The following is a 22,217-nucleotide window of genomic DNA, read 5'->3' on the forward strand; positions in this document are numbered from 1 at the left end:
GCGGCTCACGCTCCGTGGACCACCTCGCTTCACAGAGTGACACACGCCACTGACAACGGCGGTGTCCCGGCCGCTGCGCGGGCCCGGTCCCGACCGTGGCCCGGCGGACGACCGGTGCCCGAGAATGCTGTGCATGGTCTCCGCACGCACCGCCGCCACCCGCACCGGAACGCCGAAACCCGGGTTGCGGGAACGGAAGAAGATCAAGACCCGGCAGGCGATCCGGCGGGCCGCGTACCGGCTCTTCGCGGAGCAGGGCTACGACGCGACCCCCGTCGACCGGATCGCCGAGGCCGCCGACGTCTCGCCGAGCACGGTCTTCCGCTACTTCCCCACCAAGGAAGACCTCGTGCTCACCGACGAGTACGACAGCGTGCTGGCCACCGGGCTGCGGTCCCGGCCGGCGGACGAGCCGATCGTCGAGTCGGTCCGCCAGGTCACCATCGAGGCGCTGCACAGCCTGTCCCCGGAGGACCGCACCGACCTCGTGCAGCGCATCCGGCTGGTCCGCGAAGTGCCCGCCATCCGCGGCCGTACGGCGGAGAACACCGCCCGGAACACCGCCACGATCAGCGCCGTACTGGCCGAGCGCACCGGCCGCCCGGCCGACGACCTCGAACTACGGGTCATCAGCGCGGCCGTCCTGGCCGCCCTCCAGGAGGCGATGCTGGCCTGGGTGGCGGGGGCCGGGGCACTGGGGGAAGGCCGAACACCCGGGGAGGAGCGGGCGCCCGGTCCGGCGGAGCTGGTGCGGCTGATCCACCAGACGATGGACGTGCTGGCGCGCGGGCTCACGCCGTAGCGGCGGGGGCCTCCGGCGGCGCGGTGCCCGGGCCGTCCACCGGCTCGCCCAGGCGTGCCGCGAGCCGCGCCCGTAGTTGGGAGAGCCGCTCGATGCGGTCGTCCAGGTCGGCGAGCCGGCGCCGGGCCACCGCTTCGGCCGTCGCACACCGGTCGGCGCGCGGGTCCTTGGGGATCAGGGCGGGCACGCCCTCGGGCGGCATGGTGCGCAGCAGATGCGCGAAGGCTCGTACGTCGCCCACCGTCAGCCCGGCTTCCCGCAGTTCGCGGACGGCCCGGAGCCGGCGGATGTCCTCGGCGTCGTAGACCCGGTGCCCGGAGGGGGTCCGCCGGGCCGTCACCAGGCCCTGCTGCTCGTAGTAGCGCAGCGCCCGCGGTGTCATCCCGGCGGCCGCCGCGGCGTCCCCGATCCGCATCGGCGTCTCTCGTGGCGGGACGGCCGGCTGCCTCCCGTCCCGCGGGCTCCCCCGGCCCTCCGCCCCCTCGTGGCCCCCCGTCCCGCCGTTCAGTGCCCGCTCGCCCCCTCGCCGTCCGCCCCGTTCAGGACGCGTTCGATGCCGGTGGCCGCGTCCAGCAGGGCCTCGTCCGCGCCTTCGGCGGCGATGAGTTGGAGTCCCAGCGGCAGCCCGTCGGCGGCCCGTCCGGCGGGCAGGCTGAGGGACGGCAGACCGGCGTTGCTCCAGGGCAGGCACATGATCGACGTACCGGTGGTGGTGAGGTCGGCGGGGGCCGGGCCGGTGGCCGCCGGGGCGAGCCACAGGTCGATGCCGGCCCCGGCCGACGCCGCGGCGAGCTCCGCGCGGAACGCGGCCCGCCGCGTCCGGGCCGCTTCGTAGGCCGCGTCCCCGATCGCCTGGCCCTGTCGGATGGCCGCCGTGGTCTGCTCGCGGTAGCGGTCGCCGAAGCGCGCGAACCAGTCGGCGTGGGCCCGGGCGACCTCGTAGCGGTTCATCGTGAACAACTGCTCCACGACCGCGTCGAAATCGGCCATCACCGGGACCTCGCGGACCTCGTACCCGGCGGCGCCGAGCAGCCCGCGCTGCTCCTTGAAGGCGCGCCGCGCCTCCTCGCCGGCCCGCTCCAGATAGGGGCCCACCGGTACGCCCAGCACCGGGCGCGAGGCCCGGCCCGGTCGCGGGTCCGGCTCCGGACGTCCCGGGCCGCCACGCCCACCGCGCCAGCCGTCGAGCAGCACCGAGGCGGCGAGGGCGACGCCTGCCACGTCCGTGGCGTACCACCCCAGGGTGTCGAAGCTGAGGGCGTTGGGGATCACGCCGTCGAGCGGTATCCGCCCGTAGGTGGGCTTGAAGCCGACCACGCCGCAGAAGGCGGCGGGCCGGATCATCGAGCCGACGGTCTGCGTCCCGATGGCCAGCGGCACCATGCCGGCCGCGACCGCGGCCGCCGAGCCGCTGCTGGAACCCCCCGGCGTATGGGCGGGGTGGTGCGGGTTACGGGTCGGGCCGGGGGCCGTGACGGCGAACTCCGCGGTGACGGTCTTGCCCGCCACCAGGGCACCGGCCGCGCGCAGCCGGTCCACCACGACGGCCTGCGCACCGGCCAGCGCCTCGGGCGGCAGGGCCGATCCGGCGCGGGTGGGCAGGCCGTCCACCCGCACGATGTCCTTGATGCCGACCGGTACGCCGTAGAGCGCGGGCCGCCCGGCGGGGTCCGGCGGACCGGCCGCCGCCAGCTCCCGCGCCGCCTCCAGGAGCCGCGTACGCCGCCCGTCCTCGGGCACGAAGGCCCGCACCTGCGGATCGACGGCGTCGATGCGGTCGCAGGTGCGCCGCACCGCGTCGACGGGGTCGTCCGCGCCGGACCGCAGCGCCGCGGCCTCCTGGACAAGGGGCCGGTGCCCCAGCAAGGTCGTCACGCCTGAAGGCTACAACCGGCAGCTGACAACGGCCGGTTGGGCGACGACCGCGGCGACGGCCCGCACCCGAGTCGCTGCCCTGCCTCACAACTCCACGACGACCGCGCCCAGATGGCGCCCCTCCGTGAGCTCGCGCAGCGCCCGCGGTGCCTGTTCGATGCCCTGCAGCCGGGCGTGCGGGAAGGTGAGGGTGCCGTCCCTGAGGCCCGCGGCGAACCGCCGGTTCCACTGGGGGATCAGATCCAGATGGTTGTAGAGGGCGATGCCGCGCAGGGTGATGCTCCGGATGAGCAGCGAGAGGCTGTCGACCTGAACCTTGACGGTCGTGCCGTCCTGGGAGAGCTGGCTGGCCAGCGCGCCCACGATGGCGACCCGGGCGTTGCGGTTGGCGAGGGCGAGGGCGGCCTCCAGCTGCTCGCCGCCGACGTTGTCGAAGACCGCGTCGATGCCGTCCGGGGCCGCCTCGCGCAGCTGCTCCTCGATGGGGCCCGCGCCGCGGATGACCACCGCGTCGTAGCCCAGTTCCTTGATCAGGCGGTCGGCCTTCTGCTGTGACCCGGTGCTGCCGATGACCCGGGTCGCGCCGAACTGGCGGGCGACCTGGCCGGCCAGGGTGCCCACGCCGCCGGCCGCGCCGGTGACGAACACGGTGTCGCCGGGGCGCACTTCGGCGCCGCGCTCGATGCCCATCAGGGCGGTGGAGCCCTGGGAGAGGTACGCGGCGGGGTCGGGCATCAGATCCGGGTCGAGGCGGGTCGCCGCATCCGCGTCGAGCAGCGCGTACTCACGCCAGCCGAGTTGGTGTTCCACCAGGTCACCGGGGTTGAGGCCGGTACCGGGGGCAGCCACGACCTCGCCGATCGCATGGCCGTGCAGCGGTGCCCCGAGCTCGTAGGAGGGGATGGGCACGTCGTTGTGCTCGTCCATCAGGCTGCGCATCACGGCGCCGAGGCCCATATGGGTGTTGCGGACCAGCACCTGGCCCGGCCCGGGTTCGGGGACCGGCACCTCCACGATCTCGAAGAGGTCGTCGGTGACCGGCCCCGTGGGGCGGGCGGCCAGGCGGACTTCACGGTATGTGCGGTTCGTCATGACCCGAGGCTAAAACTTGACGCGCACGTCAAGGTCAAACCGGTCATTGGTCCTAGGACTTGCGGCGGTGGTCCCGGCGCGGGAGTCGAACGACCGGGGTCCGGGGCCGCCCCTGGGCGGCCCCGGCTCATGGCGTCACCCCCGGAGGCGCTCCGCCAGCTCCTCCGGGTCCGTGGTGGGCCGCTCACAGGTGAAGTGGCGGCACACATAGGCGGCGGGTCGGCCGTCGACCAGGGGGCGGTCCTTGAGGAGCGGCACCACGTCGGCCTCCTCGGTCCCGGGGGTGCCCAGCGCGAGGACCGCGCCCGGTGCCGGGCCGAGCAGCGCGGCGCGGTGCAGGGCGGCGGTGGCCGGGTCCCCCTGCGGGCCGACGACCGCGATCTCCCGGGGCCCGTCCAGCGCCGCCTCGGCGACCGCGAGCCCCCAGCCGATGAAGCGCGGGGCCCGGCCGCCGAGCGCGGTGACGATGCCCAGGGCGCGTTCCGCCGCGCTCCGGTGGAGGTCGCTGCCGGTCAGCGCCCCGTAGGAGAGGAGCGCACCGGCCGCCGCGGTCCACCCGGAAGGCGACGCGTTGTCGGTGGGGTCCTGGGGGCGGCGGATCAGCGACTCGGCGTCGGCGGCGGTGTCGTAGAGGGCGCCGTCCTCGGTGGTGAACTGGAGCAGCACGGTGTCCAGCAGGAGCCCCGCGAAGTCCACCCAGACGCCTTCGCCGGTGACCGAGGCGAGGGCGAGGAAGCCCTCGGCGACGTCGGCGTAGTCCTCCAGGACGCCGGAGTTGGCTCCGGGCTCCCCGTCACGGGAGGTGCGGTGCAGCCGGGCGTGCCAGTCCATGTGGACGCGGACCAGCAGGTCGGCGGCGTCGGTGGCGGCCTGGACGAGATCGGGGCGGTCGAAGTAGGCGCCGGTCTCGGCGAGTGCGGCGATGGCCAGGCCGTTCCAGGCGGCGACGACCTTGTCGTCCCGGCCGGGGCGCGGCCGCTGGTCACGCGCCGCCAGCAGCCGCTGCTTGACGGACACCACCCGCTCGGCGTCGACCGGCCCGTCCGTGTCGGGGAGTTGGAGTACCGAGGCGCCCTCCTCGAAGGTGCCCTCCTCGGTGACGCCGAAGTACGTGGCGGCGAAATCCGCGTCCTTCTCCCCCAGTACGGCGCGCAGCTGCTCCGGCGTCCATACGTAGTAGGCGCCCTCGACATGCCGGCCGGTGCCGTCGTCGCTGTCGGCGTCCAGGGCCGAGGCGAAGCCGCCCTGCTCGGTGCGGAGTTCGCGGACCAGGAAGTCGGCGGTCTCCACGGCGATCCGGCGGGCCAGGTCCGAGCCGGTGGTCCGCCACAGGTGCGCGTAGGTCCGGCACAGCAGGGCGTTGTCGTAGAGCATCTTCTCGAAGTGCGGCACGGTCCAGGTGGCGTCCACCGCGTAGCGCGCGAAACCACCGCCGAGCTGGTCGTAGATGCCGCCGCGGGCCATCGCCGCGCAGGTCGCCTGCACCATCTCCAGCGCCCCCGCCGAACCGGTGCGGGCGTGGTGGCGGAGCAGGAATTCCAGCACCATGGACGCCGGGAACTTGGGGGCTCCGCCGAATCCGCCGTGCACCGCGTCGAAGTCGCGGGTCAGGCCCATCAGGGCGGCGTGCAGCTCCTCGGGCCGGGGCGGGCGCCGGTCGGCGGGCAGCGACTCGGTCAGCGAACGGCCGGCCAGGTCGGCCACGATCCGCCCGGCGACCTCGCCGACCTCGTCCCGGCGGTCGGCCCAGGCGGCGCGCACCCCTTCGAGGATCTGACCGAACGACGGCATGCCGTGTCGCGGCTGGGGCGGGAAGTACGTACCGAAGTAGAACGGCTCGGCGTCGGGGGTCAGGAAGACGGTCATCGGCCAGCCGCCCTGGCCGGTGGCGGCCTGCACGGCCTCCATGTACACCGCGTCCACGTCCGGCCGCTCCTCGCGGTCGACCTTGACCGCGACGAAGTGCTCGTTGAGCAGCGCGGCGGTGTCCTCGTCCTCGAAGCTCTCGTGGGCCATGACGTGACACCAGTGGCAGGAGCTGTAGCCGACGCTGAGCAGCACCGGCACCCCGCGTCGGCGGGCCTCGTCGAACGCCTCGGCGGACCACGGCCACCAGTCGACGGGGTTGTCTGCGTGCTGGAGCAGATACGGGGAAGTCTCATGGGCCAGGCGGTTCGGCATGAGTCCATCCTCTCCCACCGGGGCCCGCCGGGGCGGGAGCGAAGGGAGTTATCCACAAGCCTGCCGGAATCCGCGCGGAGGCGGAACACTGTGCGTACGGCGAAGATCGCCGCCGGAGACTGCGGTAACTGCGGAGGGGGACGTCATGCCGGTCTCACTGGCTGCGCTGCGCGAGGACCATCGCGCGGACGCGGAGGCCCTGTTGACCAGGGCCGTCGAGGAGGAGGTGCGCCGCTCGGACGGGCGGCTGGACGGGGCGGCGCTGCTCGGCAGAGCGCGGGCGGCGCTGGACGGGGTGGCGGGCAGCGCCGCCGAGGAGTACGCCGCCTATGTCCGGGCGCTGGACGAGGCGGCCGCCGGCCGGCCGTCGCTGGGGCGGCGGCTGTCGCCGAAGGAGCTGGGCACGCCCGCGGTCGCGACGGCCGTCGCGGCGGTGGCGGCGTTCGGCACGGACCTGGCGTACGGCACGGGCGGGGGCGCGGCGCTGGGGGCCGGGGCCGCGGTGCTGGTGGCGGGCGCGGCGGCGACGGTCCTGAAGCTGACCGCGGGCCACTGGCCGGCCGCGCACCGCGAGGCGGGGCGGCGGGGGCAGCCCGGCGGTGCGGAGCAGCTGCGGCTGCAGTGGCTGACGGCGCTGGAGGTGCGGGGCATCCGGCCGTTCCTGGACCAGCAGCGGATGCTGACCGCGGCAGCCCGGAACGGCGGTGCGAAGGACAAAGCGGCGGCCGCGAAGACCACCCGGGGGCCGCAGCTGCGCGGCGCAGACCGGAGCGCGGCGGCCCGGCAGCGGTCCGTACTGGAGCACTCGTTCTCCCAACTGCCGCAGCCGGACGGCTCCTCCGCCGGCCGGCGGGCCGAGCTGGCCCGGATCGCGCAGTGGGTGCACGCGGCCCGCGCGTCCACGGAGACCCGGCCGACCGTGGTGGTGCTGCACGGCGAGCCGGGATCGGGGCGCACGGCGCTGGCGGTGCGGGCCACCCATCAGCTGCGCGACCAGTTCCGCGGTGCCTGTGTGGTGGATCTGCGCGGCGACACCCCGGGCGAGGTGCCGCTGCCGACCCGGGACGCGCTGCTGCATCTGCTCAACCGTCTCGGCGCGCCGCGCGAGCAACTGCTGTTCCGCGAGCGCCCCTCCCAGGAGCAGCACGTCAAGCGGCTCACCGAGCTGTACCACCAGCATCTGACGGGCCTGCCGGTGACGGTCCTGCTGGACGACGCCGCGGACCCGGAGCAGGTGCGCACCCTGGTGCCGGAGCGGTCCGACAGCCTGGTGCTGGTGACGTCCCGGGAGCCGTTGAAGCTGCCCGAGGACCTGGAGGCGTGGGTGCACCACCTCCCGGTGGGGCCGCTGGACGCCGCGGGCACCGAGGAGCTGCTGCGCGCCGCCGCGGCGGCCGGCGAGGGGACGGCGGGCGCGCCGGATCCCCGGGCCCGGCCGGCGAACGCCCCGGCGGAGCCGTACGACGCCCGGGCGCTCGACGAGATCTCCCGGCTGTGCGGCGGTCTGCCGCTGGCCCTGCGGGTGGCGGGCTCCTCGCTCGGCTCGCGCACCCCCGCCGAGCTGGCCACGGTCCTGGCGGCCGGTCCTCCGGCCCCGCCGGTGGAGCGGGCGCTGGCGCTGGGCTACGCCGACCGCCCCGAGCCGGCCCGGCGGCTGCTGCGCCGGCTGGCGCTGGTGGGCCGGGCGAGCCTGGGGACGGCGGCCGCCGCGGCACTGCTCGGCGTGCCGAACGCCGAGGCCGAACGGCAGCTGACGGCCCTGGCCCGGGCCGGCCTCATCGAGCACGTCCGCGGCGAGCGGTACCGCCTGCACACCCTGGTGCACGCCTTCGCGCACGCCCGGCTGGTGGACGAGGAGGAGCCCGGCGAGCGCGCCGCGGCCCAGGAGCGGCTGATCCGCGGCTATGCGGAGCTCGCCGACTCGGTCATCCGGCTGGTCGACGGCCGTACCTCGACCCGCGCCGACCGCTTCGGTTCGCACGGCTTCACGTCCCTGGACGCGGCCCTGCAGTGGCTGGACGACGAGTCCAGCTTCATCACGGCCGCGCTGCGCCACGCCGACCAGGACGTCGACCAGGCCGCGGTCTCGCACCTGCTGGGCGCCCTGGCCGACTACTGCCTGCTGCGCGGTGACCTCTACCGCCTCGGGGAGCTGAGCGAGCTCACCCGGGCCGTCGGCCAAGGGCTGCTGGTCCGCTCGGTGCAGTGGCGCACCGGTGTGGCGGCCCGCCAGCTCGGCGAGCTGGACAAGGCGCGCACGACCCTGTCGTCGGTGGTCGATCTCTACTTCGAGGCGCAGCATCCGGCGGGCGCCGCACGGGCGTTGCGCGATCTGGGCATCACCCTCCAGCAGCAGGGCAACCTCCAGGAGGCCGCGGTCAAGCTCCGGGAGGCGCTGGAACTGCAGTCCGGCCCGGACATGCACGGCGACCGGGCCTGGACGCTGCACGCCCTGGCGGCCGTGGAACGGGACCGGGCGCAGCTCGCCGAGGCCCTCGCCATGCTGCGCGAGTCCCTGGAGCTGCACGAGGAGAGCGAGAGCCTGCACGGCCAGGCGTGGGCGCACTTCCAGCTCGGCCAGGTGTATCTGCGCACGGGCGAGGTGCCGCGGGCCGAGCAGGCGCTGCACGCGGCGCTGGAGCTGTACGGCCGCACCCAGGACGAACGCGGCGCGGCCTGGGCGATGACCCAGCTGGCCCGGGCCCGGCTGGTGGCCGGCGAGCCGGGGCCGGCGGCCGACCAGCTGCGGCAGGCGCTGCCACTGCACCACCAGCACGAGGACGCCCGTGGTGAGGCATGGACGATGTACTACCTCGGCCAGGCGCTGGAGGAGCGCGGCGAGCGGGACGCGGCGCTGCGGCAGTTGGAGCGCTCGCGGACGATGTTCTCCCGGATGCAGGACGGCTACGGCCTGGCCTGCGCCCGGCACCACTCCGGGCGGGTCACCCGCGATCTGCGGGCCGAGCAGACCGGTTCGCTGCGCAACAGCGGCTTCGCCCGGCAGTTGCTGCAGGACGCCCGCAAGGACTTCGCGCGGATCGGGGTGCCGCACGGGGAGGCGTGGTCCTGCCTGGAGCTGGTGATCATCGACGCCGGCAACGGGCGGGCGGCCCAGGCGCTGGAGCTGGCCGACGAGGCGGCCGGGACCTTCGCCGGTTACGGCGACCGGCGCGGCGAGGACTGGGCGCGCTTCCTGCGCTGCACGCTGCTGCCGTTCGCGTCGGCGGGCGGTTCGGTGGTGGGCACGGCCGTCGCGCAGGAAGAGCTGGCCGGGCTCATACGGGACAAGCACCCGACCCGCGACGCGAAGCTGGAGGACTGCGCGGAGGCGTTCGCCCTGCTGCTGGAGCGCGGCGTGGAGCCCGAAACGGGCTGGCAGGCCTGGCGGCTCGGCATGGTCCCGGACCGCCACGCCCGCGAGGTCATGGGCGTCCTGACCACCCCGGCGATCGGAGACTGAGGCGGCCGCGAACTGGAGCGGTCGGAGACTGAGGCGGTCGCGAACTGGAGCGGTCGGAGACTGAGGCGGTCGAGGACTGGGGCGGTCGGGACTTGGGGTGGTCAGCGACTGAGGCGATCGAGGACCGGGACGGTCGGAGACTGAGGCAATCGGAGACTGAGGCAATCGGAGACTGAGGCGGTCGGCGACTAAGGCGATCGGGGACTGGGGCGATCGGGGACTGGGGCAGTCGTGGGCTGGGGCCGTCAAGGGTCGAGGACTGACGGAAGCCGTCGGGAGCGCGCACCCACCGGCGTTCCCGGGAGGCCCCGGCCCGGGCCCCGAGAGCCGCCGGGAGCGCACGCCCACCACGGCCCCGGCAGGTCCGGCCCCGGCCCCGGCCTTCAGGAGCCGCGCAAGCACCCACCCGCGGCGCCTAAAGCCGGGGCCGGCCCGTACCGACTCCCGACGGGCGCGCACACCAGCCCGACGCCGCGCACACCAGCCCGTCGCCACACGCAACAGCCCGACGCCGGACGCACAAGCCCGACGCCGCACACCAGCCAACGCCCCACGCGGCAGCTCTTCGCCCCACGCGGCAGCCCGTCACCGCACGCAACGGCTCGCCGGCCGCTTGGGTCGGCGAGCCGCCGGGGCGGTCAGCCGGTCGCTGCCAGGAGACCGGCCGTCGACCGCGCCCGGTCCTCGGGCGTCCTCAGCCGGTCTTCGGCTTCGCGGCCGACGGGGCGGCGGAGGCGGCGGTGCCCGCCTCGCCCTCCTCCGGCTGCTCCTCGAAGTTGACCTTCTTCATCTGCTTGTTCATGGACTTCATCAGCAGCCACACGGCGCCGCCGATGACCGCGAAGACGATGAAGCCGAGGACGCCGGGGGTCACCTTGTCCTTGTCGAAGCTGTCGGCAAGGGTGACGAAGTGCGTCAGGGCGAGGGTGCTGGTCGCGCTCATCATGGGGTCAATTGTTGCGGATGCCCGCGAAGAGGTCGTCCTCGGGGAGGGAAGTGTCCACGAGCGACTTCGCGAGCTCGTACTCCTCCGTCGGCCAGACCTCGCGCTGGATGTCCATCGGCACCCGGAACCACCCGCCGTCGGGGTCGATCTGGGTGGCGTGCGCGATCAGCGCCTTGTCGCGGATCTCGAAGAACTCGTCGCACGGGATGTACGTGGTCAGCGTGCGCTCGCGGCGCTCGAACTGCTTCCAGCGCTCCAGCCACTCCCCGTACGGCGACTCCATGCCGCGGGCCAGCAGCGCCTCGTGCAGCGCGATGGTGCGCGGCTTGTTGAAGCCCTGGTTGTAGTAGAGCTTCTGCGGCTGCCAGGGCTCACCGGCCTCCGGGTACTTCTCCGGGTCGCCGGCCGCTTCGAAGGCCACCATCGTGATCTTGTGCGTCATGATGTGGTCCGGGTGCGGGTAGCCGCCGTTCTCGTCGTAGGTCGTGATGACCTGCGGCTTGAACTCCCGGATCAGCTTGACCAGCCGCCCGGCCGCCTCGTCGACGTCCTGCAGGGCGAAGCAGCCCTCGGGAAGCGGCGGCAGGGGATCGCCCTCGGGCAGCCCGGAGTCGACGAAGCCCAGCCACTCCTGCTTGACGCCGAGGATCTCCCGGGCCTCGTCCATCTCCTTCTTGCGCACCTCGTGGATGTGCTCCTCGATGTACGGGTCTCCCTGGAGCTTGGGGTTGAGGATGGAGCCTCGCTCACCGCCTGTGCAGGTGGCGACCAGCACGTCCACCCCCTCGGACACGTACTTGGCCATGGTGGCCGCACCCTTGCTCGACTCGTCGTCGGGGTGGGCGTGCACCGCCATCAAACGCAGCTGCTCAGTCAAGACTCGATCCTCAGTTAAGGGCCGGAGAAGATGCCTCCTATAGTGACCGAAGCGAGGGGGCGCTGTATTCCCTGGGGCGGGGACCCCCCGGGGGTTCCCGAGCCGGGTCCAGGTCCCCGTACCAGGAGGATGGATCGATGGCCGCGGTGCGCGAAGGGCTCCCCGACGGACGCTACGGCCGCTCCGCGGATCAGCGCGCGGACCGCAAGCTCAAGATCATCGGTGCGGTGCTCGGCGCCGGGCTGCTGGGCGTGGTCGGCTGGGCAGGTGTGTCGTACATCTCCGGGCAGGAGCTCAGCGGCCGGGTGATCAGTTGGGGCGCGGTGTCCGACCACGCCGTCAAGGTTCATCTGGAGGTCGTCAAGGGCGCCGACGACAAGGGCGTGTGCACGCTGCGCTCGCAGGCGGCGGACGGTTCCGAGGTCGGCCGCAAGGACGTCACCATCGACCGGCGCACAGGCCAGGTGGACACCGAGGTCACGCTACGGACGACGAAGCGCGCGACCAATGCGGTGCTGGTCGGCTGCACGTCCGCGTCCGCAGGCTCGTCCTCGTCCTCGTAGAGTCATAGACCCTCATCGTCGCCCTCGTGGAGTCGTAGCTCCAGGGGACCCGTAGATCCAGGGAAGTCGGACCTCCAGGGGGCATTCCCGTCCAGGGGCGGGCCGAGGCACGCGCGGGGTGCACCCGTACCGCCGCAGCTACCCTCCGCCACCGTCCGCCCCTTGGGTGCCTCGCGCGCCGTACTCCGGCATGGCGTGTCGTGACCGCCTCTGATCAGCGATGATGCGTTCCTGTGCGGTCACTGTGAATTTCCTCTTCCCCGTTTTGTGCCGGAATTGTTAGGCTCGTGGTTTCGCCCACCCGTGAAGGCGCAAACCTTCCTGGTAGGGCGTTTGATTTATCCCCAGTACCGACGAGGAGCACCTGTGACCCAGACCAGCGAGAACGTCACCTGGCTGACCCAGGAGGCGTATGACCAGCTCAAGGCCGAGCTGGAGTACCTGTCTGGTCCCGCACGCGCCGAGATCACCGAGAAGATCCAGGCGGCCCGCGAGGAAGGTGACCTGAAGGAGAACGCCGGGTACCACGCGGCCAAGGAAGAGCAGGGCAAGCAGGAGCTTCGGGTCCGGCAGCTCACCCAGCTGCTGCAGACCGCGAAGGTCGGCGAGGCCCCCGCCGCCAACGGCGTCGTCGCTCCCGGCATGGTCGTCACCATCGCGTTCGACGGGGACCCGGACGACACGCTGTCGTTCCTCCTGGCCTCGCGCGAGTACGCGAGCTCGGACATCGAGACCTACTCCCCGCAGTCGCCGCTGGGCACCGGCGTGAACGGCAAGAAGATCGGCGCCGACGCGGAGTACGAGCTCCCCAACGGCAAGAAGGCGAGCGTGAAGATCCTCGACGCCAAGCCGTACACCGGCTGATCCGGACCGAGCCGGCCGGTCCGGCCCCGTTCCGGCGCGTCGGCGGGACGCCCGCAGACGGAATGAACGAAGCGGCCCGGAGCCTTGCGCTCCGGGCCGCTTCGCCGTGTGTGCGGGCCGCTTCGCCGTGTGTGCGGGGCAGGGCCCTGCCGGGTTGGGGGGCTTCCCCGGGCCCGTCGCTCCGCTCAGGCCGTCGCCGAGCGGTACTTGCGGACCGCCAGCGTCCGGAACGCTGCGATGATCAGGACCGACCAGATCACCGAGGCCACCACCGGGTGCTGCATCGGCCAGGCGTCCGGCACCGGATAGTGCGGCGGAAGGTTCCCGAACAGATCGCGGCAGGCCATGACCGTCGCACTGAACGGGTTCCAGTCCGCGACGGTCTGCAGGAACGACGGCATGTTCTCCGACGGCACGAAGGCGTTGGAGATGAACGTCAGCGGGAAGAGCCAGATGAGCCCGCCGGACGTGGCCGCCTCCGGCGTCCGCACCGAGAGGCCGATCAGCGCGCCGATCCATGAGAAGGCGTAGCCGAGCAGGAGCAGCAGCGCGAAACCCGTCAGCACCTTGGCGATGTTCTCGTGGGTGCGCCAGCCGATCAGCAGCGCCACGACCGCCAGCACCACCAGCGTCAGCGCGCTCTGGACGAGGTCGGCCAGGGTCCGGCCGGTGAGCACCGCGCCCCGGGACATCGGCAGCGAGCGGAACCGGTCGATGAGCCCCTTGTGCATATCGTCCGCGATGCCCGCGCCGGCGCCCGCCGTGGCGAACGTGACGGTCTGCGCGAAGATCCCGGCCATCAGGAACTCGCGGTATCCGGAGGGGGAGATGCCCGCACCCGGGATGCTGATGGAGCCGCCGAACACATAGCTGAACAGCACCACGAACATGATCGGCTGGATCAGCCCGAAGATCACCACCTCGGGGATCCGCACCATCCGGATCAGGTTCCGCTTGGCCACGACCAGGGAGTCGCGCACCAGCCGGCTGATGCCGCCGCGGGACGGCGGGGCTCCGAGCGGCGTACCGCCGGCGCCTCCGGTCGCGGTGCTCGCCGTACTCGCCGTGGTCATCGCACGCCCTCCTTACGGTGCCCGGCGGCGCTCGCCGGGCGACTGCCGCCCGTGGTCCCGCTCCGTTCCGTACCGCCGCCACCGGCGCCCGCGCCGCCGCCACGGCCACCGCCGTCGCCGTCGCCGTCCGTGGACTCGGCGGCGTGCCCGGTCAGCGCGATGAAGACGTCGTCGAGCGTCGGGCGGCGCAGGCCGATGTCGTCGATCTCCACGCCGCGCACGTCCAGTTCGCGGATCACCTCGGCGAGCAGCTTGGCGCCGCCGGCGACCGGGATCGTCAGCTTGCGGATGTGCGGCTCGATCGTGCCCTCCCCCTTGGCGAAGCCGCGCAGCACCTCGTCGGCGACGGTGAGGTGCTCGGGGGCGTGCACCACGACCTCGACGCGCTCGCCGCCGGTGCGCGCCTTGAGCTGGTCGGAGGTGCCGCGGGCGATGACCTTGCCGTGGTCGACGACGCAGATGTCGTGCGCGAGGCGGTCGGCCTCCTCCAGGTACTGGGTGGTGAGCAGCAGGGTCGTGCCGCCCGCGACGAGCTCCTGGATGACGTCCCACAGCGCCTGGCGGTTGCGCGGGTCCAGGCCCGTGGTCGGCTCGTCCATGAACATCACCGGTGGGCTGACGACCAGCGCGGCCGCGAGGTCGAGCCGTCGGCGCATCCCGCCGGAGTAGGTCTTGGCGGTGCGGTCCGCCGCGTCGCCGAGGTGGAAGCGTTCCAGCAGCTCGGCGGCCCGGCGCTTGGCGTCCCGGCCGCTCATCTGGTAGAGCTGCCCGACCATCGTCAGGTTCTCGCGACCGGTCAAGTACTCGTCCACAGCGGCGAATTGGCCCGAGAGGCCGATGGACCGGCGTACCTTGTCGGGATGGGCGAGCACGTCGATCCCGGCAACCTCCGCCTTGCCGCGGTCGGGTCGGAGCAGGGTCGTCAGGACACGTACGGCGGTGGTCTTGCCGGCACCGTTAGGGCCGAGCATGCCGAGGACGGTTCCTTCGGGAACGTCCAGGTCGACGCCGTCCAGTGCCCTCACGTCGCCGAAGGTCTTCACCAGGCCTTCGGCGTAAATGGCGCCTGGCATATGGGTACCCCCATGGCTTGGGTGAGTTCCAGGTCGAAATATGTCGAATGTTACGTTCGGCGGCCAGCGCCCGCTTCAGGGCGTTTGTCCGCAACGGGACGCCAGGGCGCGCATGGCGCACTGGCACCCCGCACCCGGGATGCTACTCCCCAACGCGATACATCGCGATACAAATAATCAGATCGGTTCCCGACCCCTGCACCACCCGCCGGGGCCCGGGCCCGCCTCACTCCAGGACGACGTAACCCGCCTCCGCGAGCGCCGTGTGCACCTCGCTGCAGTGCTCCGGGCCCTTGGTCTCCAGGTGCAGTTCCACCTCGACCTCGGTCAGCCCGAGCCGCGGATCGGTCCGTACGTGCCCCACGTCGAGGATGTTCGCGTCGACCACCGTCAGCACCCCGAGCAGGGTCTCCAGCGCCCCCGGCCGGTCCGTCAGCCGCAGCCGCAGCGAGAGGTACCGGCCCCCGGCGGCCATGCCGAACCGCAGGATGCGCTGCATCAGCAGCGGATCGACGTTCCCGCCGGACAGCACCGCCACCACCGGCCCCTCGAACGACCCCGGATCCGCGAGCAGCGCCGCCACCGGGCTCGCCCCGGCCGGCTCCACCACCAGCTTCGCCCGCTCCAGGCAGAGCAGCAGCGCGCTGGAGAGGTCGTCCTCGGAGACCGTACGGACCTCGTCCACCAGCCGCTCGACGATCCCGAAGGGCACGTCGCCGGGCCGGCCGACCTTGATGCCGTCCGCCATCGTCGACAGCCCCTCGACCGCCACAGGGTGCCCGGCCGCCAGCGACGGCGGATAGCAGGCCGCGCCCGCCGCCTGCACCCCGACGATCTTCACGTCCGGCCGCAGCGCCTTGACCGCCAGCGCGATCCCCGCGGCCAGCCCGCCGCCGCCGATGCCGACGACGATGGTGCGCACCTCCGGGCACTGTTCCAGGATCTCCAGCCCGACCGTGCCCTGACCGGCGATGATGTCGCGGTGGTCGAAGGGGTGGATGAAGACCGCGCCGGTCTCCCGGGCGTACTCCTCGGCAGCGGCCAGCGTCTCGTCCACCACATGGCCGTGCAGCCGCACCTCGGCACCGTATTCGCGGGTCGCCGCGACCTTCGGCAACGGGGCGCCGACCGGCATGAACACCGTGGACCGCACACCGAGCAGGGACGCCGCGAGGGCCACCCCCTGGGCGTGGTTGCCGGCGCTCGCGGCCACCACGCCGGCCGCCCGCTCCTCCGCGGAGAGCCCGGCGATCCGTACGTAGGCTCCGCGGATCTTGAACGACCCGGTGCGCTGGAGGTTCTCGCACTTGAGGTGGACGGGCGCGCCGACCAGCCCGGACAGGTAGCGGCTGCCCTCCATCGCAGTGGCCCGTGCGACGCCCGAGAGCATCTTGTGTGCTTCCCGGACGTCCTCGATGGTGAGCGCGGTGGTGGGCGGGCTCGTGACCGGGGCGGCATCGGGCAGTTCGGCATCGGTCAGGCCGGCGTCGGTCAGGCCGTCGGCACGACGGGCATCGTCGGGACGGGCCGACGGGCGGGGCTCGTGCGGCGGACGCGGCGGATGAGGCGTATGAGCAGCCATACCGCCAGTCTCGCAGTTCGCCCGTGCGCGGGCCCGCCCGCCCACGGGCACGAACGAGGGGGACGGCGCGTTATCGGAATGGACGGCGCAGGTACGCCGTGCGCCGGGTCCGCGTACGCTGTCCTCCCATCCATACGCACTTCCATCGAAGCGAGCTCCCGGCCATGCCCACCTCTTCGGACATGACGACCCACACCGACCCCGCTCTCCTCGACGCGCTGCAGCACCAAGTGGCCGTCTTCGCCCGCCGCGCCGAACAGAGCCGGCTCGGCGGCGTCGGGCAGGCGCGCAATTCCATGGACCGCGCCGCCTACCTGCTGCTCAACCGCCTCGACCAGGAAGGCCCGATGGGCGTCAAGGCCCTGGCTGCCGGCATGGGCATCGACTCCTCCACGGTCACCCGGCAGGTCGCCCCGCTCGTCGACTCCGGGCTCGTCAGCCGGGCCACCCACCCGGAGGACGGCCGCGCCGTGGTGCTCGAACTGTCCGAGCGCGGTCACGCCCGGCTGGACGAGGTGCGGGCCTCGCGCCGTGCGCTGATGGCACTGGTCACGGAGAAGTGGAGCGACGAGGAGCGCGAGGCGTTCACGACCCTGCTGACCCGCTTCAACGCCTCCCTCTCCGACATCACCGCGTCCCTGACGCCTACGGGGCCGGCCTCCTGACACCGGCCGGCCCGGCCGGCGGCACGCTGCTGCCCGGCCGGAGAGAGGCCGCGGCCCGGGCCCGGGTAAGTCGTCGCGCCTCTTGACCGGGTGGCCGCGCTGCCGTGCTATAGGAGCCCAGGGGGTCGGGCGTCCGTCATCCGGGAGGCGCGGTGCGAGAGCGGCGGCCGGCGCAGCAGCGCCGCCACGCCCGGGAGTTCGAGTCGTTCGTGGCGGGCGCGGCGGGACGGCTGTTCCACGCCGCCACCCTCCTGACCGGCGAGCCCGCCGCCCACCCCGCCCCGGCCGCCGAGGACTTGCTGATCCGGGCGCTGGCCCGGACGTACGCCGACTGGGACCGGCTGCGCGGCGAGGACCCGTACGAGCGCACCCGCCGGGAGCTCGCCGACCGTTTCGCCCGCACCGCCCGGCGGCACCGCCGGCCGCGCGGCGGACCGCTGGACCGGCTGACCCCACAGGAGCGCCTGGTCCTCGTCCTGCGGCTCCACGAGGGAGTGGCCGAGGAACAGGCTGCGGCCCAACTCGGCCTGCCCGCCGAGCGGGTGCGCGCGCTGTACCTGCACGCCGTCGCCGCGTTCCGCAGCCACCGGCCGGCGCGCCGGGTCCGTGACGGCGAAGCGCCGACCCGGGCCCGCGACGGCGAAGCGCCAACCCGGGTCCGCGATGGCGAAGCGCCGACCCGGGCCCGCGACGGCGAAGCGCCATGAACCTCTACCCCGAGGCCGCCGTGCCGGACCCGGGCGTCCCCGACCTCAAGCAGGCCGAGGCCCGGCGGATGCTGGCCGGGCTGCCGCTGCCGCCGGTACCGCCGGACCTGGCCGCCCGCGCCCTCGCCCGCGGCCGGCGGCTGCGTGCGCACCGCCGGCTGCGGCGCCGCCTCGGCTGGCTGTTGGCGCTGCTCGTCGTGGCGGCGCTGACCTGGACGGCCGCGGCCCAGCCCTGGGTCCCGCCGCCGTCCCGCACCACCCCTCCCGTCGAGGGGTGGTGACGGGCCCCTCCGGCACACCGGCACGGGGGGCGACGGGCACACGGCAGCAGGCCGCGGGCGGTAGGCAGTACGCGGTGGGCGTCAGCCCAGCGCCTGCGCCAGGTCGGCCAGCAGGTCCTCGCCGGACTCGATGCCGACCGAGAGGCGTACGAGGTCGTTGGGGACCTCCAGCTGCGAGCCGGCCGTCGACGCGTGCGTCATCCGCCCCGGGTGCTCGATCAGCGACTCGACGCCGCCCAGCGACTCACCGAGGGTGAACAGCTCCGACCGGTTGCAGACCTCGATGGCGGCCTGCTCCCCGCCCGCGACCTGGAACGACACCATGCCGCCGAACGACCGCATCTGCTTGGCCGCGACCTCGTGCCCCGGGTGCTCGGCGAGGCCCGGGTAGTAGACCCGGGTCACCTTCTTGTGCGAGGTCAGCAGCTCCGCGATCCGGTCGGCGTTGGAGCTGTGCCGGTCCATCCGTACGGCGAGGGTCTTGATGCCGCGCATCACCAGCCACGCGTCGAACGGGCCGGCGACCGCGCCCATCGCGTTCTGGTGGTAGGCGAGTTCCTCACCGAGGGTGTCGTCGTTGACGACCAGGGCACCGCCGACCACGTCCGAGTGGCCGCCCATGTACTTGGTCGTGGAGTAGACCACCACGTCCGCGCCGAGGGCGAGCGGCTGCTGCAGGTAGGGGCTGGCGAAGGTGTTGTCGACGACGAGCCGGACCCCGGCGTCCCGCGCCACGGTGGCCAGCGCCTCGATGTCGCTGATCCCGAGGAGCGGGTTGCTGGGCGTCTCCACCCAGATCAGCTTCGTACGGGGCCGCAGGGCCTCGCGCACCGCCTGCGGGTCGGAGGTGTCGGCCACCGACCACTCCACGCCCCACCGCTCGACGACCTTGGAGATCAGACGGAACGTTCCGCCATAGGCGTCGTTGGGGATGACGATGTGGTCACCGGGGACCAGCAGGGTGCGCAGCAGGGTGTCCTCGGCCGCGAGGCCGGAGGCGAAGGCGAGGCCGCGGCGGCCGCCGTCGAGGGCGGCGAGGTTTTCCTCCAGGGCGGTACGGGTCGGGTTGGCGCTGCGGCTGTACTCGTAACCGCCGCGCAGCCCGCCCACACCGTCCTGCTTGTAAGTGGATACCTGGTAGATGGGCGGAACCACCGCGCCGGTCGTGGGGTCCGGTTCCTGACCTGCGTGGATGGCAAGGGTTTCGAAATGCTGGTGACGCTGTTCGCGCTGATCGCTCATGCCTGCCGAGGGTAGTCGGCCGCGCGGCCGGCGTTCCCGGAACTTTCTGCTTCGCTTGTTAGTGGATACGTACGAGGGGTCGCACACTGGTTCCCGCCACGTCCCCTCAGCCCCGCCCGACCCCACCCGCCGCCCCAGCCATCCCGCCATCACCACGCACCCACCAAGTACAGGACACAGGACACACACCCCATGGACGCTCTGCTGGTTCTCCTCGCCGCGCTCGCGCTGGGCGGCCTCGTCTTCCTGCCCTGGATGCGCCGCCGGCGCGCCGTCCAGCAGACCCGGCAGGGGCTCGCGGTGGCCTCCGACCCGATGGCGGGCTACGGCTTCGTCCCGCTGGAGGAGCTCGACGTACGGCTGCCCGGACCCGACCGGGCGCTGGAGGAGGCGCTGGACGCGGTGCGGCGTACGCACGACTGGCGGCCGGCGGCCGAGCTGCTGAAGTCCACCGGTGACGACTGGGAGCGCCGCTGGCAGCGGGTGCAGACGCTGGCCGGCGCGGCCGCGTTCGAGCTGGCCGCGGACGGGCCGGCGCAGCAGGGCGGGCAGCGGACCGGCGGCATCTGGCTGCGCACCTGGCGCTCGGAGGCGCCGAAGGACCCCGGCGGCGCCGAGACGCACGCCCAGTTCCTGGTCGTCCAGGCGCTGCGGGACCCCGGCTCGCAGGACTTCCGGATGATCCTGGAGGAGGCCCGTACGGTCTGCCGGGAGGCGGGCCTGCTGGCACCGGGCAGCCCGATCCCGTACATCGTCGAGCTGGCCGTGGCCCGAGGGCTGCACGAGCGGCCCGCCGACCACGAGGAGCTGTGGTCCGAGGCCGCCCGGCGCGCCCCGCACCACATGGGCGCCCACCTCGCCGCCCTCCCCTACTGGTCCCAGAAGTGGCACGGCTCCCGCACGGAGGCCGAGGAGTTCGCCGAACGCGCCGCGGCCGGCGCCCCCACCGGCTCCCTCCTCCCGGCCCTCCCGCTCTTCGCGGTCTACGAGCACCTGCCCGAGGCCAACATGGTCCGCAGCCTGTATCAGAGCGCGGTCGTCGAGCGCGCCATCGAGGGCGCCCACTTCGCCCTCCGCGAGGCCCCGGCCGACCACCCCATGGCCCCGCACGTCCGGCACCTGCTGGTCTGGTTCCTGGTCCGCGCCGAACGCTATGCCGAGGCCATGGAGCAGCTGCGCCTGGTCGACGGCCACGTAGGCGCCGTCCCCTGGTCGTACGGCCGCAGCCCCGCCGCCGAGTACGCCGCCTACCGCGCCCTGGCCATCGCCGGCTGGGAACAACTGGGCGGCACGTCATCCGGCTTCCCTCAGGACCGCCCGTGAGCGCGTACGCCTGTAGGCGCGTACGCCTGTAAGCGCGCGAGTGCGTAAGCCCCGCACGCCCCAGCCGGGTAAGCCCGTAAGCCGGGTAAGCGGGGCAAGCCCCAAGGAACGGCCCGACGGCCACGCATCGGCGCCAGGAATGTGCTCGCGCCGGCCGACGTTGTCCAGAGACATTGAGTGACGTTGTGCAGTGACGTTGTGCAGTGACGTTGTCCAGAAAGGCCCGCCCGCCCGTTCCCTCCCACCCCGGAGCCGTCCCATGCTCTTCTCCCGCTTCAAGACCCAGCTCCCCACCCCCGAGGAAGCGCTCGAAGGCCGCCCCGAACCGGCCTTCGCCGTCCCCGAGCGGCACACCGTCCTCGGCAACCCGCTCCTGGGCCCGTACCCGGACGGCCTGGAGATCGCCGACTTCGGCCTGGGCTGCTTCTGGGGCGCCGAGCGGAAGTTCTGGCAGACCGAGGGCGTCTGGACCACCCTCGTCGGCTACCAGGGCGGCCACACCCCGAACCCGACCTACGAAGAGGTCTGCAGCGGCCACACCGGCCACACCGAGGCCGTCCGCGTCGTCTACGACCCGGCAGTGGTCCCCTACACGTCCCTCCTGAAGCTCTTCTGGGAGTCCCACGACCCCACCCAGGGCTTCCGCCAGGGCAACGACGTCGGCACCCAGTACCGCTCCGCCATCTACACCCACTCCCCCGCCCAACAAAAGGCCGCCGAAGCCTCCCGCGACGCCTACCGCACCGTCCTCCACAACTCCGGCTACACCAACATCACCACCGAAATCCTCCCGGCCGACAACACCCGCCCGTTCTACCCGGCGGAGGCTTACCACCAGCAGTACCTCTCGGACGCCAAAAACCCGGGCGGGTACTGCGGGATCGGGGGGACGGGGGTCTCTTGCCCGGTCGGCGTGGCGAAGGCCGACGGCTGACGTCACCGGATGGGCTTCGGAACCTACGCACGCAGAGTGCGCGACGAGCAGTTGCCACTCCCCCGACGGCACACCGCACTGAGGTGTGCCGTCAGGCACTACTGCCCGCTCGGCTTCAACGCCACCTGGGCATATCTGGCCGCGACCGCGTACCCCGCTCCCGACCTGCGCAGAGATCCTGCGGCCCTGCTGCGCGCGCTGGAGACATTGGAAGAGAGCCGAGCAGTCCAGCTCGACAACGTGGCGCACTTCGCTGCTCGCCGTCATGCGGAGAAGTCGGCCGGCCGACGAACCCCGCGGGCCTCCGACACGGCCGGCCTGCGGGGACCTCACTGGCCGAGTGAAACAGCGCCTTCCAGACTGGGGCTGATCGCCGCCGTCGCGAACCGCCACTCGGCGTTCCAACGCCTCCCCTACCCCGACGAGACGCTCTCCCCCGACGCCCAGGTGCGAGCGCTCGCCAACCTGCACACCCGGCTCGACACCTGCGCCTCTTCGTACCTCAGAGCCCTCGGCCACCTCGACGGCCCGGCATCAGACGAATTGGCCGACACCATCCATGGCATCAACAGCCTTACTCGCCCGGGCTACGCGCCGCTGAACACATTCCTGCTCCCTTGGCTGCACTTCGCGCACCTCCTCGCATACGCCGCGAAGGCCCCTCTTGGCGATTGAGC

The 22,217-nt window shown here is 73.1% G+C and carries 20 protein-coding genes; 10 read left to right on the forward strand and 10 right to left on the reverse strand.

Annotated features, from left to right (window positions below; genetic code table 11):
• Positions 1 to 133 precede the first annotated feature (133 nt).
• Positions 134 to 802, forward strand: coding sequence for a TetR family transcriptional regulator (locus AB0E02_RS17695; RefSeq protein ID WP_362140212.1), 669 nt, complete (start codon positions 134 to 136; stop codon positions 800 to 802).
• Here AB0E02_RS17695 and AB0E02_RS17700 read toward each other — a convergent pair.
• From AB0E02_RS17700 to AB0E02_RS17715, 4 genes are all read right to left on the reverse strand, one after another.
• Positions 792 to 1,217, reverse strand: coding sequence for a MerR family transcriptional regulator (locus AB0E02_RS17700; RefSeq protein ID WP_362140215.1), 426 nt, complete (start codon positions 1,215 to 1,217; stop codon positions 792 to 794). The genes AB0E02_RS17695 and AB0E02_RS17700 overlap by 11 nt on opposite strands.
• A gap of 89 nt (positions 1,218 to 1,306) precedes the next feature.
• Positions 1,307 to 2,677 (reverse strand): amidase, encoded by a 1,371-nt coding sequence (locus AB0E02_RS17705; protein ID WP_362140218.1) that lies wholly within the window; start codon positions 2,675 to 2,677, stop codon positions 1,307 to 1,309.
• 84 nt (positions 2,678 to 2,761) lie between these two features.
• The gene (locus AB0E02_RS17710) at positions 2,762 to 3,769 is read right to left on the reverse strand and encodes an NADP-dependent oxidoreductase (RefSeq protein WP_362140220.1); all 1,008 of its coding nucleotides are present in this window, start codon (positions 3,767 to 3,769) and stop codon (positions 2,762 to 2,764) included.
• A 135-nt stretch (positions 3,770 to 3,904) separates the two neighbouring features.
• On the reverse strand, positions 3,905 to 5,950 hold the full coding sequence (locus AB0E02_RS17715) for a thioredoxin domain-containing protein (RefSeq protein ID WP_362140223.1): 2,046 nt from the start codon (positions 5,948 to 5,950) through the stop codon (positions 3,905 to 3,907).
• Positions 5,951 to 6,095: 145 nt separating this feature from the next.
• Here AB0E02_RS17715 and AB0E02_RS17720 point away from each other — a divergent pair, with 145 nt between their 5' ends.
• Entirely contained in the window at positions 6,096 to 9,410 is a 3,315-nt protein-coding gene (locus tag AB0E02_RS17720) for a tetratricopeptide repeat protein (protein WP_362140225.1), read from the forward strand.
• Positions 9,411 to 10,104: 694 nt separating this feature from the next.
• Here AB0E02_RS17720 and AB0E02_RS17725 read toward each other — a convergent pair.
• Together AB0E02_RS17725 and mca are read right to left on the reverse strand one after the other, a co-directional pair.
• Positions 10,105 to 10,356 carry a hypothetical protein gene (locus AB0E02_RS17725; protein ID WP_201801771.1) on the reverse strand — a complete coding sequence of 84 codons (252 nt, stop codon included), beginning with the start codon at positions 10,354 to 10,356 and terminating at the stop codon, positions 10,105 to 10,107.
• Between the two features lie 4 nt (positions 10,357 to 10,360).
• Positions 10,361 to 11,233 carry a mycothiol conjugate amidase Mca gene (gene mca / locus AB0E02_RS17730; protein ID WP_362140228.1) on the reverse strand — a complete coding sequence of 291 codons (873 nt, stop codon included), beginning with the start codon at positions 11,231 to 11,233 and terminating at the stop codon, positions 10,361 to 10,363.
• 137 nt (positions 11,234 to 11,370) lie between these two features.
• On the opposite strand from mca, the gene AB0E02_RS17735 reads away from it, so the two are divergent.
• Positions 11,371 to 11,796, forward strand: a complete 426-nt coding sequence (locus AB0E02_RS17735) for a DUF4307 domain-containing protein (RefSeq protein WP_362140231.1) — start codon at positions 11,371 to 11,373, stop codon at positions 11,794 to 11,796.
• Positions 11,797 to 12,162: 366 nt separating this feature from the next.
• Positions 12,163 to 12,660 (forward strand): transcription elongation factor GreA, encoded by a 498-nt coding sequence (gene greA / locus AB0E02_RS17740; RefSeq protein WP_030800956.1) that lies wholly within the window; start codon positions 12,163 to 12,165, stop codon positions 12,658 to 12,660.
• Positions 12,661 to 12,845: 185 nt separating this feature from the next.
• On the opposite strand, the gene AB0E02_RS17745 is transcribed toward greA, so the two are convergent.
• The 3 genes from AB0E02_RS17745 to ilvA all read right to left on the reverse strand — a co-directional run bounded on the left by AB0E02_RS17745 (position 12,846) and on the right by ilvA (position 16,196).
• Entirely contained in the window at positions 12,846 to 13,733 is an 888-nt protein-coding gene (locus AB0E02_RS17745; RefSeq protein WP_362140235.1) for an ABC transporter permease, read from the reverse strand.
• Complete coding sequence (locus AB0E02_RS17750) at positions 13,730 to 14,806, reverse strand: ATP-binding cassette domain-containing protein (protein WP_362140238.1); 1,077 nt, start codon at positions 14,804 to 14,806, stop codon at positions 13,730 to 13,732. The genes AB0E02_RS17745 and AB0E02_RS17750 overlap by 4 nt, the downstream gene beginning before the upstream one ends.
• 226 nt (positions 14,807 to 15,032) lie before the next feature.
• Positions 15,033 to 16,196, reverse strand: a complete 1,164-nt coding sequence (ilvA, locus tag AB0E02_RS17755; protein ID WP_362140358.1) for a threonine ammonia-lyase — start codon at positions 16,194 to 16,196, stop codon at positions 15,033 to 15,035.
• Positions 16,197 to 16,552: 356 nt separating this feature from the next.
• Here ilvA and AB0E02_RS17760 point away from each other — a divergent pair, with 356 nt between their 5' ends.
• From AB0E02_RS17760 to AB0E02_RS17770, 3 genes are all read left to right on the forward strand, one after another.
• On the forward strand, positions 16,553 to 17,053 hold the full coding sequence (locus AB0E02_RS17760) for a MarR family transcriptional regulator (protein ID WP_030414706.1): 501 nt from the start codon (positions 16,553 to 16,555) through the stop codon (positions 17,051 to 17,053).
• A gap of 152 nt (positions 17,054 to 17,205) precedes the next feature.
• Positions 17,206 to 17,760 carry a sigma factor-like helix-turn-helix DNA-binding protein gene (locus AB0E02_RS17765; RefSeq protein ID WP_362140241.1) on the forward strand — a complete coding sequence of 185 codons (555 nt, stop codon included), beginning with the start codon at positions 17,206 to 17,208 and terminating at the stop codon, positions 17,758 to 17,760.
• The gene (locus AB0E02_RS17770) at positions 17,757 to 18,041 is read left to right on the forward strand and encodes a hypothetical protein (protein WP_362140244.1); all 285 of its coding nucleotides are present in this window, start codon (positions 17,757 to 17,759) and stop codon (positions 18,039 to 18,041) included. The genes AB0E02_RS17765 and AB0E02_RS17770 overlap by 4 nt, the downstream gene beginning before the upstream one ends.
• A gap of 81 nt (positions 18,042 to 18,122) precedes the next feature.
• Here AB0E02_RS17770 and AB0E02_RS17775 read toward each other — a convergent pair whose 3' ends face one another.
• Positions 18,123 to 19,283, reverse strand: coding sequence for a cystathionine gamma-synthase (locus AB0E02_RS17775; protein WP_362140247.1), 1,161 nt, complete (start codon positions 19,281 to 19,283; stop codon positions 18,123 to 18,125).
• Between the two features lie 192 nt (positions 19,284 to 19,475).
• Between AB0E02_RS17775 and AB0E02_RS17780 the strand changes: the two genes are divergently transcribed.
• The 3 genes from AB0E02_RS17780 (at position 19,476) to AB0E02_RS17790 (ending at position 22,215) form a co-directional block, all read left to right on the forward strand.
• The gene (locus AB0E02_RS17780) at positions 19,476 to 20,606 is read left to right on the forward strand and encodes a hypothetical protein (protein WP_362140250.1); all 1,131 of its coding nucleotides are present in this window, start codon (positions 19,476 to 19,478) and stop codon (positions 20,604 to 20,606) included.
• A 259-nt stretch (positions 20,607 to 20,865) separates the two neighbouring features.
• On the forward strand, positions 20,866 to 21,540 hold the full coding sequence (gene msrA, locus AB0E02_RS17785) for a peptide-methionine (S)-S-oxide reductase MsrA (RefSeq protein WP_362140253.1): 675 nt from the start codon (positions 20,866 to 20,868) through the stop codon (positions 21,538 to 21,540).
• Positions 21,541 to 21,576: 36 nt separating this feature from the next.
• Positions 21,577 to 22,215, forward strand: a complete 639-nt coding sequence (locus tag AB0E02_RS17790) for a hypothetical protein (protein ID WP_362140256.1) — start codon at positions 21,577 to 21,579, stop codon at positions 22,213 to 22,215.
• The last annotated feature ends 2 nt before the right edge of the window (positions 22,216 to 22,217 follow it).

Source organism: Streptomyces sp. NPDC048196 (assembly GCF_040652715.1).
GTDB lineage: Bacteria > Actinomycetota > Actinomycetes > Streptomycetales > Streptomycetaceae > Streptomyces > Streptomyces siderophoricus.